The sequence below is a fragment of the Mesorhizobium sp. M0771 genome (genome assembly GCF_040320155.1).
Taxonomy (GTDB): domain Bacteria; phylum Pseudomonadota; class Alphaproteobacteria; order Rhizobiales; family Rhizobiaceae; genus Mesorhizobium.
Map to the genome: position 1 here is coordinate 104,875 of NZ_JAMYPC010000016.1, position 15,175 is coordinate 120,049.

Annotated in this window: 16 protein-coding genes; 9 read left to right on the top strand and 7 right to left on the bottom strand. The window is 63.8% G+C overall.

Features of this window, described 5'->3' with window-relative positions; translation table 11 throughout:
* Positions 1 to 23 precede the first annotated feature (23 nt).
* From NKI05_RS22790 to NKI05_RS22800, 3 genes are all read left to right on the top strand, one after another.
* The gene (locus tag NKI05_RS22790; protein WP_023672713.1) at positions 24 to 779 is read left to right on the top strand and encodes an SDR family NAD(P)-dependent oxidoreductase; all 756 of its coding nucleotides are present in this window, start codon (positions 24 to 26) and stop codon (positions 777 to 779) included.
* Positions 780 to 856: 77 nt separating this feature from the next.
* Positions 857 to 1,486 (top strand): hypothetical protein, encoded by a 630-nt coding sequence (locus NKI05_RS22795; protein ID WP_023752520.1) that lies wholly within the window; start codon positions 857 to 859, stop codon positions 1,484 to 1,486.
* A 136-nt stretch (positions 1,487 to 1,622) separates the two neighbouring features.
* A complete protein-coding gene (locus tag NKI05_RS22800) occupies positions 1,623 to 1,844 on the top strand; it encodes a hypothetical protein (RefSeq protein ID WP_023689120.1) in 222 nt (73 codons plus the stop codon).
* 153 nt (positions 1,845 to 1,997) lie between these two features.
* On the opposite strand, the gene NKI05_RS22805 is transcribed toward NKI05_RS22800, so the two are convergent.
* Complete coding sequence (locus NKI05_RS22805) at positions 1,998 to 2,504, bottom strand: OsmC family protein (RefSeq protein WP_023814947.1); 507 nt, start codon at positions 2,502 to 2,504, stop codon at positions 1,998 to 2,000.
* 292 nt (positions 2,505 to 2,796) lie between these two features.
* Between NKI05_RS22805 and NKI05_RS22810 the strand changes: the two genes are divergently transcribed.
* From NKI05_RS22810 to NKI05_RS22820, 3 genes are all read left to right on the top strand, one after another.
* Positions 2,797 to 4,302 carry a S10 family peptidase gene (locus NKI05_RS22810; protein WP_023814948.1) on the top strand — a complete coding sequence of 502 codons (1,506 nt, stop codon included), beginning with the start codon at positions 2,797 to 2,799 and terminating at the stop codon, positions 4,300 to 4,302.
* Positions 4,303 to 4,450: 148 nt separating this feature from the next.
* The gene (locus NKI05_RS22815) at positions 4,451 to 5,338 is read left to right on the top strand and encodes a DMT family transporter (RefSeq protein ID WP_023685677.1); all 888 of its coding nucleotides are present in this window, start codon (positions 4,451 to 4,453) and stop codon (positions 5,336 to 5,338) included.
* 52 nt (positions 5,339 to 5,390) lie between these two features.
* On the top strand, positions 5,391 to 6,299 hold the full coding sequence (locus NKI05_RS22820; protein WP_352793211.1) for a DMT family transporter: 909 nt from the start codon (positions 5,391 to 5,393) through the stop codon (positions 6,297 to 6,299).
* A gap of 134 nt (positions 6,300 to 6,433) precedes the next feature.
* On the opposite strand, the gene NKI05_RS22825 is transcribed toward NKI05_RS22820, so the two are convergent.
* Complete coding sequence (locus NKI05_RS22825) at positions 6,434 to 7,297, bottom strand: LysR substrate-binding domain-containing protein (protein WP_023689125.1); 864 nt, start codon at positions 7,295 to 7,297, stop codon at positions 6,434 to 6,436.
* Positions 7,298 to 7,409: 112 nt separating this feature from the next.
* Here NKI05_RS22825 and NKI05_RS22830 point away from each other — a divergent pair, with 112 nt between their 5' ends.
* The gene (locus NKI05_RS22830; RefSeq protein ID WP_023814950.1) at positions 7,410 to 7,820 is read left to right on the top strand and encodes a tautomerase family protein; all 411 of its coding nucleotides are present in this window, start codon (positions 7,410 to 7,412) and stop codon (positions 7,818 to 7,820) included.
* A 3-nt stretch (positions 7,821 to 7,823) separates the two neighbouring features.
* On the opposite strand, the gene NKI05_RS22835 is transcribed toward NKI05_RS22830, so the two are convergent.
* The gene (locus tag NKI05_RS22835) at positions 7,824 to 8,330 is read right to left on the bottom strand and encodes an RES family NAD+ phosphorylase (RefSeq protein ID WP_352793213.1); all 507 of its coding nucleotides are present in this window, start codon (positions 8,328 to 8,330) and stop codon (positions 7,824 to 7,826) included.
* Positions 8,327 to 8,815 (bottom strand): Xre family toxin-antitoxin system antitoxin, encoded by a 489-nt coding sequence (locus NKI05_RS22840; RefSeq protein WP_023727360.1) that lies wholly within the window; start codon positions 8,813 to 8,815, stop codon positions 8,327 to 8,329. Before NKI05_RS22840 ends, NKI05_RS22835 begins: the two co-directional genes overlap by 4 nt.
* 200 nt (positions 8,816 to 9,015) lie before the next feature.
* Here NKI05_RS22840 and NKI05_RS22845 point away from each other — a divergent pair, with 200 nt between their 5' ends.
* Positions 9,016 to 11,238: an AMP-binding protein gene (locus tag NKI05_RS22845; RefSeq protein WP_023814952.1), complete on the top strand. Its 2,223-nt coding sequence runs from the start codon at positions 9,016 to 9,018 to the stop codon at positions 11,236 to 11,238.
* 159 nt (positions 11,239 to 11,397) lie between these two features.
* Here NKI05_RS22845 and pssA read toward each other — a convergent pair whose 3' ends face one another.
* On the bottom strand, positions 11,398 to 12,213 hold the full coding sequence (gene pssA, locus NKI05_RS22850) for a CDP-diacylglycerol--serine O-phosphatidyltransferase (RefSeq protein WP_352793218.1): 816 nt from the start codon (positions 12,211 to 12,213) through the stop codon (positions 11,398 to 11,400).
* A gap of 3 nt (positions 12,214 to 12,216) precedes the next feature.
* Positions 12,217 to 13,077, bottom strand: a complete 861-nt coding sequence (locus NKI05_RS22855) for a phosphatidylserine decarboxylase (RefSeq protein ID WP_348626197.1) — start codon at positions 13,075 to 13,077, stop codon at positions 12,217 to 12,219.
* A 92-nt stretch (positions 13,078 to 13,169) separates the two neighbouring features.
* Here NKI05_RS22855 and NKI05_RS22860 point away from each other — a divergent pair, with 92 nt between their 5' ends.
* Positions 13,170 to 13,862: a lysozyme inhibitor LprI family protein gene (locus NKI05_RS22860; protein ID WP_023734832.1), complete on the top strand. Its 693-nt coding sequence runs from the start codon at positions 13,170 to 13,172 to the stop codon at positions 13,860 to 13,862.
* Between the two features lie 11 nt (positions 13,863 to 13,873).
* Here the strand turns inward: NKI05_RS22860 and NKI05_RS22865 are convergent, their stop codons facing one another.
* Complete coding sequence (locus NKI05_RS22865; protein ID WP_023814954.1) at positions 13,874 to 15,133, bottom strand: DMP19 family protein; 1,260 nt, start codon at positions 15,131 to 15,133, stop codon at positions 13,874 to 13,876.
* Positions 15,134 to 15,175: the final 42 nt, after the last annotated feature.

Consider the following 15,175-nt stretch of genomic DNA (forward strand, 5'->3'; position numbering starts at 1 on the left):
CTGCTATCCTTGAAAGCGCTCGCATGACCCTCGACCTCTCCGGCCGCGTCGCGGTCGTTACCGGCGCCTCGCGCGGCATCGGCTACTTCATCGCCAAGGAACTTGCCGCCGCTGGGGCCCATGTCATTGCGGTAGCCCGGACCGTCGGCGGGCTGGAAGAACTCGACGACCAGATCAAGGCCGAGCGCGCGAAAACCGGCAAGGGCGAAGCGACGTTGGTGCCTCTCGACCTCTCAGACATGGCCGGCATCGACCGGCTGGGCGGCGCCATTCACGAGCGCTGGGGCAAGCTCGACATTCTGGTGGCCAATGCCGGTGTGCTCGGCGTCATCTCGCCGATCGGCCATGTCGAGGCCAAAACCTTCGAGAAGGTTATGACCATCAATGTCACCTCGACCTGGCGGCTGATCCGCTCGGTCGACCCGCTGCTCAGGCTGTCCGACGCCGGCCGCGCCATTCTCATGTCGTCCGGGGCCGCGCATTCGGCGCGCGCCTTCTGGGCGCCCTATGCGGCGTCGAAGGCGGCTGTGGAAGCCATGACGCGTTCCTGGGCGCATGAGACGCAGAGCCTGCCGCTCCGCATCAATGCGGTCGACCCCGGCGCCACCCGCACCGCCATGCGTGCGCAGGCCGCGCCCGGCGAGGATCCGGAAACGCTGCCGCACCCGTCAGAGGTGGCAAAACGCATCGTGCCGCTGGCGAGCCCCGAGATGAAAGAGACGGGGCTGATCTTCCAGGTCAAGAACAACCGCTTCGTCGCCTACCGGCAGCCGGAATAAACCGGGTTGTAGCGGGATTAAACAGGCCTCCAGTTACGTTTCTTCGAATGTAGGACATTCGAAACCGGAGGACCGACATGCGTAGACTTCTTCTCGTTGCCGCCGCCGCGATTGCCGCCACAGCCGGGGTGGCGCTGGCGCAAGACGCCAAGATGAGTTTCTTCGTCACCAGCGTCGGTTCCGGCAAGGGCGCCGATCTCGGCGGTCTCAAGGGTGCCGACGCGCATTGCGCCTCGCTGGCGGAAGCGGCTGGGGTTACCGGCAAGGAATGGCACGCCTATCTCTCGAGCGCCAATGTCGATGCGCGCGACCGTATCGGCAAGGGTCCCTGGGTCAACGCCAAGGGCGAGAAGATTGCCGATGACGTCGCCTCGCTGCACAGCAACGCCAACGCCATCAACAAGCAGACGGCGCTGACCGAGAAGGGCCAAGTGGTCAATGGCCGCGGCGACAAGCCGAACCGGCACGACATATTGACCGGCTCGAAGCCTGACGGCACCAAGCTCGCCGACCAGACCTGCGGCGACTGGACCTTGAGCGGCGCGGAGGGCGCGGCGATGATGGGCCATCACGACCGCACCGGCCTTGATGAGTCGGCGGCGGCGAAATCCTGGAACTCCTCGCATGCCTCGCGCGGCGGCTGCAGCCAGGAGGCGCTGAAAGGCACCGGCGGCGACGGCCTGTTCTACTGCTTTGCGACGAACTGAGAGACGTCTGGGGAGCGGTTCGTTCACGGGTCTGTGATGATCCGGCAGGTCCCTCCCCCCTCGCCCTGCTTTCGCCATCAGCCGGGAGTTGCTAGGGTCGACCCGACTCCGACACCCAGCAAAGCGAGGAATTCCCATGGCTGCTCCCAGCGTAGCATTGGTCTGGTACCTGGTGATCGCCGGCCCGCAAGGCGGCATGGTGGTGCTGCCCAGCACCTTCGACACCCGCGAACAGTGCACAAACGCGATTACCGAATATCAGAAGCAGCCGACGCCGGCCGGCTGGGCGGTCAACTGCGTGCCGAGCGCCTCGCCTTTCACCGATGAGGGTGATGCGGAAGAGCCGGCGGCGCAGTAGCGTAGTCTCCCCCCTCGAGGGGGAGATGGCCGGCAGGCCAGAGGGGGTCGCCTCGCGTAGAGTGCCAACCTCCTTCCGCACAAAGGGCGTCGCGTCCAGTCGGCCCGACCCCCTCTGTCGCCTTCGGCGACATCTCCCCCTCAAGGGGGGAGATCAGGCGCGCGCACTCACCGTCAGCTCCGGCTTGCTGTTGATGGTCTGGAACACCACGCAATAGCGTTCGGTCAGCTTGATGAGCGAATCGATGCGCGCCTGCGGCTCATCCGTGTCGAGGTTGAAATTCAGCCGGATGGCGCGAAAGCCCACGGGGGCGTCCTTGGCCACGCCCAGCGTGCCGCGAAAATCGAGATCGCCTTCGGCCTCGACAGTCGCCGCGCCGAGTTTGAACTCTAGTGCGGTGGCCACCGCCTTCAGCGTCACCCCGGCGCACGCCACCAGCGCCTCCAAAAGCATATCGCCCGAACACGATTCGAGCCCGGAACCGCCGGTCGCCGGATGCAGGCCCGCCACCGCCAGCGCCCTGCCCGTCTCGACCTTGCAGGCAATGGACTGGTCGTCGATGGAGCCTTTGGCGCGAAGCGTGATCAGCGCTCGCGAGGAATCGTCGCGATAAGCCTCCTTGATCGGCGCCTGCATGGCTTTGAGTGCGGTGGCATCCATGTTGCATTCCTTTCAGGTCCTTCGCACTTTGATAGCACTGATATGCCGGCGAGACAGCGCCCCCCTCTGGCCTGCCGGCCATCTCCCCCGCACGGGGGGAGATGGCCGCTTCGCCGATAGCGCTTTCTACGCCGGCGATTAGCGAAGGCGGTCGCGACATCCAATCTCCACCCCTGTGGGGGAGATGTCCGGCAGGACAGAGGGGGGCTGAAGGAATGCTACCTCACGAAGAGTTACTTTGACTTCGACCGCCCCAGCCATACCTAAGCAGAGTCATTCCCGCGGAGACATCATGCCGTTCAAGCTGAAACTGATCTCGCTTACCCTGTTGGTGCTTGCAGCCTTCGCGCAGCCAGTCCTCGCCGAAACGCCCGAGCGCCCCGCCCCTGCCGGCGGCGTGCTGTCGCTGCTGCCGGCACCGCAGACGACCAGCGATTCAATCACCATTGCCGGGCGCAAGCTGGACTATCAGGCTAAGGCCGGCACGCTGTCGCTGCTATCCGGCAAGGGCGAGGTCACCGCGGAAATCTTCTATGTCGCCTATACGCTGCCGCCACTGGCGGGCGCGGAGAAGGCTCGCCCCATCACCTTCGTCTTCAATGGCGGCCCGGGCGCGGCATCCGCCTATCTGCATCTCGGCGCACTCGGCCCGCGTGTCGTCGCGACCGGCGCCGATGGCCAATTCCTGCCGCCGCCGCAAAAGCTGATCGACAATCCCGACAGTTGGCTCGACATGACCGACCTCGTCTTCGTCGATCCGGTCGGCACCGGCTACAGCCGCGAGGCCCCCGGCCAGGACACGAAAGATTTTTGGGGCGTCAGCCAGGACGCCAGTTCGATCGGCGCTTTCATCCGGCTCTATCTCGCCCAGAACGGCCGCACCGGATCGCCGCTCTTCCTCGCCGGCGAAAGCTATGGCGGGTTCCGCGCGGCACTTCTCGCCAGGACCCTGCAGGAAGATGTCGGCCTGAGCCCCAACGGCATCGTACTGATCTCGCCTGCACTGGAGTTCACGCTGGTGCTGCCCGACGAATTCCAGCCACTGCATTGGGCGCTGGAACTGCCCTCGCTGGCGGCGGTGCGCCTGCGCAGCGAAGGCCTCAGCGGCGAAGCACTGCGCGAAAAGCTCGCCGAGGTCGAAAAGTATGCGCTGGGCGACTACCTCACGGCTCTGACCGGCGGGCTGGAACAGGGCGGGCGGCTGGCCAGCCAGCGCGTGGCCGAGATCACCGGCCTGCCGCTCGACCTCGTGCAACGCAATTTCGCCCGCATCCCGACCGCCCTGTTCGCGCGCGAATTCCAGCGCCCCAGTGGAAAAGTGCTCAGCCCGTATGACGGCACCATCGCCACCAGCGACATCGCCCCGGAGAGCGCCCGCAGCGCCGGCCCAGATCCGGTGCTCGACCGCAGCGTGCCGGCGCTGACCTCGGCCTTTGTCGGTTATGCGCGCGACGAGCTGAATTTTCGCACCGATGTCAGCTACAGGTTGCTCAATGGCGATGTGACCCACGCCTGGGACTATGGCGGCTCGCGGCAAGGCTATGCCGGGGTGATGGACGATCTGCAGCGGGCGCGCTCGCTCAACCCGGGGCTCGGCGTGGTGATCGTCAACGGCGACACCGATCTGGTCACTCCCTATCTGGCCTCACGCTATCTGGTGAGCCAAATCCCGACGCTCGGCGGGGCAAAACCTATCCGTCTCGACGTCATCGAGGGCGGCCACATGATGTATCTCAGGCCGGGCGGCCGGCGCGCCCTGAAGGAGGCCGCTTCGGAGCTCTACCAGGCAACACAGTGAACGGCGTGCCCACGCTGTCGGCCAGGCTGCGCCAACGCAAGCTTGCCACTGGCGTAGCGCCCCGCAGGCTTTCGCCCGTATAGCCTGCAATGGGAGCCTGTTGGGGCAGGCTTCTTCTTCGTCCTCTTGACAGCGCCGGACACGCCGCATGGCCGATATTGCCATTCTGGAAACCCGCGAAAGGGTGCTTGCCGGCATCCTGTTCACCGGCTGCGCCTATTTCCTGTTTTCGACGCAGGACGCCGCGATCAAGCTTCTGGTCGTCGGCATCAGCGTCTGGCAGATCATGTTCTTCCGCTCGATCGCTGTGCTTATCGGCTGTGCTGCAATCGGCGGACCGCCCATCTTTGCCGACACAATGCGCTCGCCCATCGTGCGGCCGATGCTGGTGCGCAGCGCCTTCACGCTCGGCGCCTGGCTCTGCTACTACAACGCGGCCCGCTCCCTGCAGCTGGCCGAACTCACCACCATCTATTACGCCGCCCCGATCATCGTCACCGTGCTGTCGGTGGTGATGCTTGGCGAAAAGGTGCCGCTGTTGCGCTGGCTGGCGGTGTTCATCGGCTTCGTCGGCGTCTTCATCGCCTGTGATCCCACTCGTCTCGGCTTGTCCGTGCCGATGCTCTTGGTACTGGCTGCGGCAGTGCTGTGGGGCATTGCCGTGGTGCTGTTGCGCAAGACGGCGCTGGCCGAGCGCACGCTGATCCAGCTTGTGCTCAACAATTTCTACTTCCTGGTGTTTTCCGCGGTGCCGGCGCTGTTGGTCTGGCAGATGCCGGACTGGCGCCAGTTGCTGCTTTTGATCAGCGTCGGCGCGCTCGGCGGCGTGGCGCAATTTATGCTGTTCGAAGGCATGAAGCGGGCGCCGGTGTCGATCGTGGCACCGTTCGAATACACCTCATTGGTCTGGGCCTTCGGGCTCGGCTTTGCGATCTGGGGCGACGTGCCGCGTCGCGAGGTGTTTCTGGGGGCGGCGTTGATCGTCGGCGCCGGCCTGCTGATCATCGGCAACGAGCATTTCCGCAAGCGGCTATGAGTACCCCCGTACTGACAGCATGGTGGCAGGAGAAGACGGATAGGCTGCTGAGATGACGGAAGCGCTCGACGGCCCAGGCACCACAGATACCGCTGCCGAGCGTACGCTCGGCATTATGCTGGTGGCGGCCTCGGCGGCTTTCTTCGCCCTCACCGGCGTGCTGACCAAATCGATCCACGCCGACCCGCTGACCATCACCTGCTGGCGCGGCTTTGTCGGCGCGATCCTGATCACCTTCTATGTGCTGTGGCGCCGGCGCCGCTCCGGCGGGCCGGAAAGCTTGCGGCTTGGCTGGCGCGGCTGGCTGCTGGCCCTCGAGGGCGCCGCGGCCAGCATCGCCTTCATCTCGGCGTTCAAATTCACCTATGTCGCCAATGTCACGGTCATCTACGCCACCGCGCCTTTCATCACCGCGCTGCTCGCCTTCGTGCTGGTGCGCGAGCCGTTCCGGGCGCAGACGCTTGCCGCCGCCGCCGTTTCGCTGTGCGGCGTAGCGATCATGGTCGGCTCCGGCTTCGGCAGCGGTCATCTGTTTGGCGATGGGCTCGCGCTGCTGATGACCGCCGGCAGTGCGCTCTACATGATCATGGTGCGCGCCTTCCGCGACACGCCGGTGGTGTGGGCGGGCGCAGTCTCGGCGCTTCTGCTGTTCGTGCTCGGCTGGTTCGTCACCGACCCCCTGGCGATTTCTGCTCGCGACGCCGTGCTGCTCGTCGCCTTCGGAGGATCGTTCGCAGCGGCGTCGATCCTGTGGACGGAAGGCTCGCGGCTGGTCCCGGCGCCTGAGTCCGGCCTTCTCGGTGCCGCCGAAGTGCCGTTTGCGATCCTGTTCGCCTTCCTGTTCCTCGGCGAGATCGCGCCGGCCGCCAGCCTGATCGGCGGCGCCATAGTACTCTGCGCGGTTTTCGCCCATGCGGGGCGCGACTGGCTGGCTGCGAGAAAAAGTGCGGCAACCCAATAATTATTTTCCAAGTCATGGAACCATCATGCGGATCAGGCAGTTTTATGTGCGACGGGTCACCCCCCAAGTCCCCCCAAACCCCTCGACCCGTCCTCCTCAAAGCCGACCGTAAAGGTCGGCTTTTTCTTTGGACATCAGCCGGCAAAGCCGGGCAAGGCGAGGTTGTCGCTGAGCAGGATGGCAAGATCGCGCGCCGGCCGCTCGGCGCCCTGGCCGAGTTTTATCGCGAATTGCGCTGTCGGCACCGGCGGCAGGGCGAATTCGCGCGGTGCTTCGGCAATGCCTGAATGGGCAAAGCGGGCGGTGCGCAAGGTCAGCGCGATGCCGGCATTGACCGCCGTACGCAAGCCGGCAAGGCTGGCGCTGCCGGCGGCGATGCGGTAGCGGCGGCCGGCAGCATCGAGGGCCGCGAGTGCTGCTTCGCGAAAGCCGCAATAGGGGTCGAGCAGCGCCAGCGGCAATTCCTCTTCCCGCACGGCAAGCCCTTTTTGCGAGCACAGCCACAGCATCGGCTCACTGAACAGCCCGACTTCGTCATTGGCCGGCGTCTTGCGCATGACAACGGCCAGATCGAGCTGCCCGGCCTGCAGCGCCTCGCCAAGCTCGGCCGAACGGCCAACGCGGAGTTCGACCCTGACGCGCGGATGGCTGGTCGCGAAGGCGCGCAGCAGCTCCGGCAGGCCGCTATCGGCGAAATCCTGTGTCGTGCCGATGGCGACGCGACCAGCGGCACGCGCGCCCTTGAGCGCCAGCCAGGCCTCGCTGTGCACGGCAAGAATGCGGCGGGCATGACCGACAAGATCCTCGCCGGCCGGCGTCAGCCCGCGCCCGCGCCCCTGCGCCACCAGCAGCGGTTCGCCGACGATCTCCTCCAGACGCTGCATCTGCGCGGTCACCGCCGAGGGCGAGCGGCCGACAACAGACGCAGCCTGAGCCAGCGAGCCGCCATCGACAAAGGCAAGGAAGGTCTTGAGCAGATCGGGATCGAGAGCTTGCATACTTCGATAATACAGAACCTTTTGTTCGAAACAATTCGATTTTTTTGATTTAAAGACGGTGGCACTGTCTCTCCAACGGCAAACAGACGCCGCTCAAACGAAGGAGAGAAAAATGCCCATCATCAACATCAGCGTCACCGGCAAACCCGACGCCAAGCTGTCCGCCACAATCGCCAAGGAAATCACCGGCCTGACCGCAACCCATCTGCGCAAGGACCCGACGATCACCGCCGTCGCCGTCACCTATGTCGACCCGCAGCATTGGTTCGCCGGCGGCAAATCGCTGGCGGAGCATGGCGCCAACACCTTCTGGCTCGACATCAAGGTGGTCGACGGCACCAACACCAAGCTGGAACTGGAGGCTTATCTGAAGGCGATCTTTGAGGCCTTTGGTAAGTTGCTGGGTGGTGTGCACGAGGAAAGCTATGCCTTCGTGCATGAAGTCCCGGCCGCTGCTTACGGTTATGGCGGCAAGTCGCAGGAGTTCCGGTTCATCAGTGGGCGGCTGAAGGCCACGGCCTGATTGCTACCCAGCGGGAGGATGAAGCCTTGTATCAAGCGCGAAATCCTCCCGGAGATGCAAGCTATAAAGGCCTGCCGCCCGGTTGGGATCGAACAGCAGGTTCCAGCTGTGCTGGGATACCGCGCTGGGGATCAGAAAGAACGGATGCTTTGCCAGCAGACCATCGCCGAACTGCTGCTGTCCCGCGCCTGGGATGCCGGGACGCAGCCAGTTCGCGTTCGGAATATCGTCGGTTTGGACCACATAAATCTCTGATGGATCGACGATGTCGAATGCCGTCAGCACGTGAGGGACAGCATCCAGCGTGCGAAACCCCTTGTGGACCGCCACCTCCAAGATGGCGGTCGATGGGTCGATGGACGCATATACGGCTCTGATCCCTTTGCTGTTCCACCTTCCCCCAAGCTTGAAGGCTCCTTCGCCACTGTCCCAGCTCGCCTTGAAGCGTCTGTGATCAAGCCTCCAGCCCAACAACTGCCCTGTTCCGAGGGAGCCCGGCAAAGGCGTCACGCGTAGACACCATAGTCGAGCCGCTCAAGAAACTCCTGCACAAGCGCAGTGCCCGCCGCCGTGGCCAGCAGATCAATCGGCCGGCGATTGTCCAAACCCATGGCAGACTCGATCATCCATTTTTCCGCGTCTTCCTGAGTCCCGAGCACGGACGTGGCCTTTGTCAGGAGCTTGGCGAAGTTCCAGGTTCTGGAACCTTGCTCCCGACTGAGGGTCTTGGAGTGATCCGATTTGTGCCGCTGAAATGTCCGCTCGCTCATGCCGAATGCGGTCTCAAACGCATCGGCGGGATCAATGACCATCAGATGCCTGACGAGGCTTTCGAGCGCCTGGCCCGGAATTCCATGCAGGATCATTTCATGTGCCTCAAGAGGACTGGCTACCGAGAATCCAAGAACCTTCCGTCCACCAAACAGGTCGACCATTCGTTCGAACTCCGGCTCCATATGTGGTGCCTCGGCAAAACCCAGCGGGGAACTGGCCATATTACCTCTCCGTCACGTGTCGCTTTTATTTACGACACGTGTCGCAACATTTCAAGGCCTGCGTTTGGGTCATTGCCTGGTGAGGTCAGGTGGAACACCGCTCCCTCGCACCCGCGCATTGACCTTGCTCCCCATTGCGCTACCCTCTGCTCTCGAAGCGGACGAAGAGCCGCATACCGGACCGTTGGGAGAGACGCGGCATGATCCTGACACTGGCGCTGCTTGCAGGCCTCGTGCTGGCCTGGCTGCTGATTGGCGCTATCGAGACGTTTCGTCTCGACCTGCGCTTTACCCAGGCGCTACTCTATGTGCCGTTCAAGCTCGCCTACCGGATCGAGGACCGGCGCATCCGCATTGCCCGCAACGCGCCGACGCCAGTGATCTATGTGGTCTCGCACCAGTCGCGCTTCGAGCCGGCGCTGATGCTGTCGCTGCTGCCCGACGACACGCTGCACATTCTCGACGAGGCCTCGGCGCGCTCGCCCTGGCTGGAGCCATGGCGCGAGCTTGGCCGCACCATCGCCTTCAACGCCGAGCATCTCTTCGTCAGCCGGCGGCTGGTCAGGGTGCTGAAGGGTAAAGGCCGGCTTGCCGTCTATCTGCCCGATGACGTCGAGCCCGATGTGAAGGCGTTTCGCCTGTTCCGCGCCGTCACCCGCATCGCCATGCAGGCTGACGCCCGCATCGTGCCGATCTTCGTCGCCGGCGCGCGCGACCTGCCGGTTTCTCTGACGCCAAAGGATCGGGCGCCCCGCCACTGGTTCCCAAAACTCTCGATCAGCGTGCTGGAGCCGATGACGGTTGCCGAACTGGTGGCGCGCAACCCCGACCAGGCTTCCAACACAAATGCGTTGTTCGACCGCATCGCCGAGGCGCGGCTTTATGGCAGCAACCTCGATCGCGGCCTGTTCCTGGCCATGCGCGATGCCGCCGATCGCACCGGCGCCTCGCATCCGATCATCGAGGATGTGATCAGCGGCTCGCTCAGCTATCGAAAGATGTTCATCGGCGCGCGCGTTCTCGGCCGCCGTTTCGAGGCTATAACGTCACCCGGCGAAGCGGTCGGGGTGTTGCTGCCCAACGCCAATGGCGTGGTGCTGTCCTTCGTCGGCCTGCTCTCGGCAGCCCGTGTGGCGGCGATGATCAACTACACGGCAGGGCCGGCCAGCGTCACCGCCGCGGTGCGCACCGCAGTCATCCGAACGGTGGTTTCCTCGCGCGCCTTCGTCGAGAAGGCGGCGCTTGCCGACATCATCGCCGCGGTCGAGGCCGGCGGCGCCAAAATGCTGTGGCTGGAGGATGTGCGCGCAAGCGTCACCACACTGGAGAAACTCGCAGCAGCCGCGCTGTGGCGCTTCCCGCTGCAGCGGCAGGATGCGGCCAAGCCGGCGGTAATCCTGTTCACCTCAGGCTCGGAAGGCACGCCCAAGGCCGTGGTGCTGTCGCATCGCAATCTCCACGCCAACGCCATGCAGGCCGAGGCGCGCATTACCATTTCGCCGTCCGACATCCTGCTCAACGTGCTGCCGGTTTTTCACTCTTTCGGCCTGACCGGCGGTACCATCCTGCCGCTGGTGACCGGGGTGAAACTGTTCCTCTACCCCTCGCCGCTGCACTACAAGATCATCCCGGAGATCGCCCGCAAGGTGAAGCCGACCATCATGTTCGGCACCGACACTTTCCTTGCCAACTATGCCCGCACCGCCAAGGATGGCGATTTCTCCAGCCTGCGCTTCGTCGTCGCCGGCGCGGAAGCGGTGAAGCCGGAGACGCGGCGCGTTTATCGCGAGCGCTTCGATGCCTCGATCATCGAGGGGTTCGGGCTGACGGAGGCCGCTCCCGTCGTCGCCGTCAACACCGCCATCCATGGTCGCGACGGCACGGTCGGACGGCTGTTGCCGGCGATGCGCATGAAGCTCGAACCGGTCGAGGGTATCGAGGGTGCCGGCCGCCTGTGGCTCGACGGGCCGAATTTGATGATGGGCTACATGACCGCTGACCGGCCCGGCGAATTGCAGCCGCTGGACGGCTGGCACGACACCGGCGACATCGTCTCGGTCGACCGCGAAGGCTTCATCACCATTCGCGGCCGGGCAAAACGCTTCGCCAAGATCGCCGGCGAGATGGTGTCGTTGGGCGCCGTCGAGATGCTGGTGCAGTCGCTGTGGCCGGAAGAGCGCCACGCCGCGGTGGCGGTGCCGGACAAGAGGCGCGGCGAGCGCATCGTGCTGGTCACCACCGCCGACGACGCCGATCCGGAAGAACTGCGCGCCTTCGGCAAGAAGGCAGGTGCGGCCGAACTGATGGTGCCCAACGACATCGTCAAGGTCGGGGAGATCCCGGTGCTGGGTTCCGGCAAGACGGATTATGTCTCGACGCGGAACCTGGCGATCGAGAAGCTGGGGCTGGGCCTGGCGGCTTAGCGTATCTCCCTCCTTGAGGGGGAGATGGCCGGCAGGCCAGAGGGGGTCGCCTCGCGTGAAGCGCCGACGTCCTCTTCGCTCAAACGAGGTCGCGTCCGGGGCGTACCGACCCCCTCTGTCGCCTTCGGCGACATCTCCCCTCAAGGGGGGAGATAACAACTACCCAATATCCGACGGCGGCACTTTTTCGCCCTCGCGCTTGGCGCGCTTCGAATACGCCCGCACGCTGAAAGGCAGGAAGATGAGATAGCCTGCGACAGAGGCGGTCAGCGTGTACCAGGGATAGGTCATCAACAGCAGGACGTAGAGAACGACCGCCAGGATGATCGGCAGCACCTTGTCGCCCGGCACTTTCAGGCTTTTGCCGGAATAGACCGGCAGCCGGCTGACCAGCAGGAAAGCGACCAGCACAGTGAAGCCGGTGGCGACGAATGCCGTCAGGCGGTCCGGCTCGAGACCGAGCCGCAGGAAGGACAGATAGAGCGGCAGCATGACCAGCACGGCGCCGGCCGGCGCCGGCACGCCGACGAAGTATTCGCTCTGCCAGATCGGCCGGTCATGGTCTCCGTCGAGCACGTTGAAGCGCGCCAGCCGCAGGCCACAGGCGATGGTGAACAGAAGGGCTGCGATCCAGCCGAATGAGCCGGCGCGGTCGAGCAGGAAGGCATAGAGCACCAGTGCCGGTGCGACGCCGAAATTGACGATGTCGGCCAGCGAATCCATCTGCGCGCCGAATTTGGATGTCGCCTTCAACATGCGCGCCAGGCGCCCGTCTATGCCGTCCAGGAAGGCGGCGAGCAGCACCATCACCACGGCCGGCTCGAAACGGCCCTCGAAGCCGAAGCGGATGCCGGACAGGCCGGCGCAGATGGCAAGTACGGTGACCAGATTGGGCAGCACCATGCGCATCGGAATTTCGCGGATGCGCGGGCCGCCGCTGCCATGGGCCTCGAACTTTTTGAACGGCGCGCCCACCGCTTACGAAATCCTGACGAGCGGGGTTGCGGCGACGCCGCCGAATTCGGCGAGCACGGTTTCACCTCCGACCGCCGTCTGGCCGACGGCGACGCGCGGCACCGCGGTCGACGGCAGGAAGACATCGACGCGCGAGCCGAAGCGGATCAGGCCAAAGCGTTCGCCGACGGCAATGGAGCCGCCGGTCTCAGCCCAGCAGACGATGCGGCGTGCCACCAGGCCGGCGATCTGCACGGCGACAACGATGCCGTTGGGACTGTCTATGACCAGCCCGTTGCGCTCGTTCTCCGAGCTTGCCTTGTCGAGTTCGGCATTGAGGAACTTGCCCGGCCGGTGCTCGATTTTGGTGATGCGGCCGCGCACCGGAGCGCGGTTCACATGGCAGGAGAAGACATTCATGAACACCGAGATGCGGGTCATCTCGGTGTTGCCGAGGCCAAGCTCGCGCGGCGGCACGGCCGGGCCGACCGCCGAGATGACGCCGTCGGCGGGACTGACCACCAGCCTGTCATCGACCGGGGTGACACGCTCGGGGTCACGGAAGAAATAGACGCACCAGGCGGTCAGGATCAGGCCGATCCAGAACAGCACCGAGGAGAAATAGCCGAGGAACAGCGTGCCCGCACCAAAGGCGGCAATGAACGGATAGCCCTCGCGATGGATCGGAACGAAGGCATTCTTGATCGAATCGACGAGGCTCATCGGATGGGGCTCATGGGATGGGGGCGGTCCCTGTTTCAGGTCCGGCCTCAATACCGGAAAGGCTCCGCGGCCGCAACGCAACATTGGGCAAGGCCGCATCGGCCGCAGCCGGCAGGAACGGTCACGTGCTTGCCTGCCGGCGGCTTTGCCGCCAGAGTTCATACCGCCGCTGGCTCAGTGCGCGGCGAAAAGGCCGACCGCCCATGATGCCAAACACAGGCAAAGCGTACCTTGTTGCCATACGATTGGCAGCCATGGGTGCCGTTTTGACCGTATTCCTGGCAGCGAGCGACCACGCAGCGGCGCAAGGCAAGCCATCCTTCGATTGCGCCAAGGCCGCCAGCGTGGCGGAAAAGGCCATATGCGCCGATCCGACCCTGGCGCAGGCCGATGCCGACGTCGCGAAGAATTATGCCGCGCTGCTGAAGAGGCTCGATGCTCATGCCGGCAAGGCGCTGCGGGACGACCAAAGCGATTTCATCGCCTATCGCGATCAGATCGCCGGCTTCAACGAAAGTTCGCCCAAGAACCAACAGACTTTCGATCTCGGCGAATTCCTGCGCGACCGCGCAACCTTCCTGTCCGGCATACGCAAGCCCCCCGATGCAGGTTTGATCGGCACATGGAGCAGCGTGCGCGGCAGCGTCGACATCAAGGCTGTTGGCGGAGGCAAGGTCGAAATCTCGGAAGATGTCGTTTCCAATCCAGTCTCGGGAAGTGGGTCATGCGAGATCGACGGCACGGTCGAGGAGCGCAACACTCTGCGGCTGGTCGACCGTGCCGTCGACAACGACAACCCAACCGGTTTTGTCTTTACCTTCCGACGCGACGGCGATGCGCTTGTCGTCGAGCAGAGCGGCGCCGGCAAGGATGGCAGATCGGAGCCCCTGTCATGCGGTGCCAACGGCCATGCCGATGGCACGTTCTTCCTGACGGAGAAAAAGTAGGCTTGCTGTCGCTAACCCGCCGCAGCGGAGCGATCAAAGTGGGCATTGAGCTCGGCCATAGCGGCCTCAGCGAGGCTTTCATCATCCTTGCCGCGCAAGAGGACACCGCCGTTCCGCAACGATTGGAAAAGGAAGACTTGGCCTGATGCCAGCACCACCCAATTCACGATTGCTCCTTCCTCCTTCTGCACCACCGAATTCGCAGAAACGATGGCATCCGTCGGGTCGAAGCCTGCCTTGCGGAGCAGGAGGTCGACGGCGGCGGGAGCATGGTATTGTTCCGCCAGCTCAATGACCGCTGTGATCTCGGGCTCTTCAGCAATGCCAAGCTTGGCGCCAACTTTCGGGGCGTTAGCCGCTAGCGGGCTCTCGCCTGGCGGTATGACAAGCAACTCTTCTGGAGCGATGTACTCGTAGACCGTGACGTGTGTCTCCGTCGCACTGCATAGTCGGGTCTTCTTCGCGCTGGTCTGAAGTTGAAAAACCAGCTGTTTCTCTCCTTCTATGTTCAGCATCCTTGCCATGCCGAACGCGATTTTGATCTCGGGCGGCGCGATCTTGGCGCAGGCAAGGCCGGCCCCGACATCGCGCCAGCTCAAGATCATCTGGCCTGCCAAGTTGCCAACGGACTTATGAAGAAGCCTGCCTTCGCGCTTCGGATTGGCCATCACCAGCCGGTGTATGACGTCGTCGTAATCGTCACTATCGACAACTTGCAGATCAGGCCATGACGCGATCCAGCGCGCCAAAAGGTTTTCCATGGGCGCGGCCTCATCCGCAACGTAGAACGCATGATCAAGTGTATCGAGAAAATCATCCCGCCCGCCCTCGAAGCCCGTCTGCTGGGCGGCTTCGTTGGGATGGTCTGCAATCCAGCTGGACATCTTTTCCAAAGTCGCAAGCTGGCCCTTTGCGCCACAAGCAGTGAGTCCAGCTCGTGCGTTGGCAATCATGGCGCCGATTTCCTGCCCGGCATTGTGGATGAATTGACTATGGCCGCCGTTCTTTACCTCCGAAGAGTACGAGTCGGCATGAAGGACCTGCATCGCCTTGGTGTCGATTTCGGGATAACGATAGAGTCCTTTGGAAACCATCGCTGTGACGAATTGCATGACAGCGAAGACGAGAAAAAACGGCTCTTCATCAGGATCCTCGACGTTCGAACGCAGTACGACGACTGGCAACGGCAGGCCGAATTCCAACTGCTTTCCAGAATCTGATGCCGACTTCTCGGACGTTTTCTTGGATTTGCGGGAAAAGAAACCGAACATCGAAAATACTCTCTTGGTCGCAAAACTTGCGCGAACGGGTTA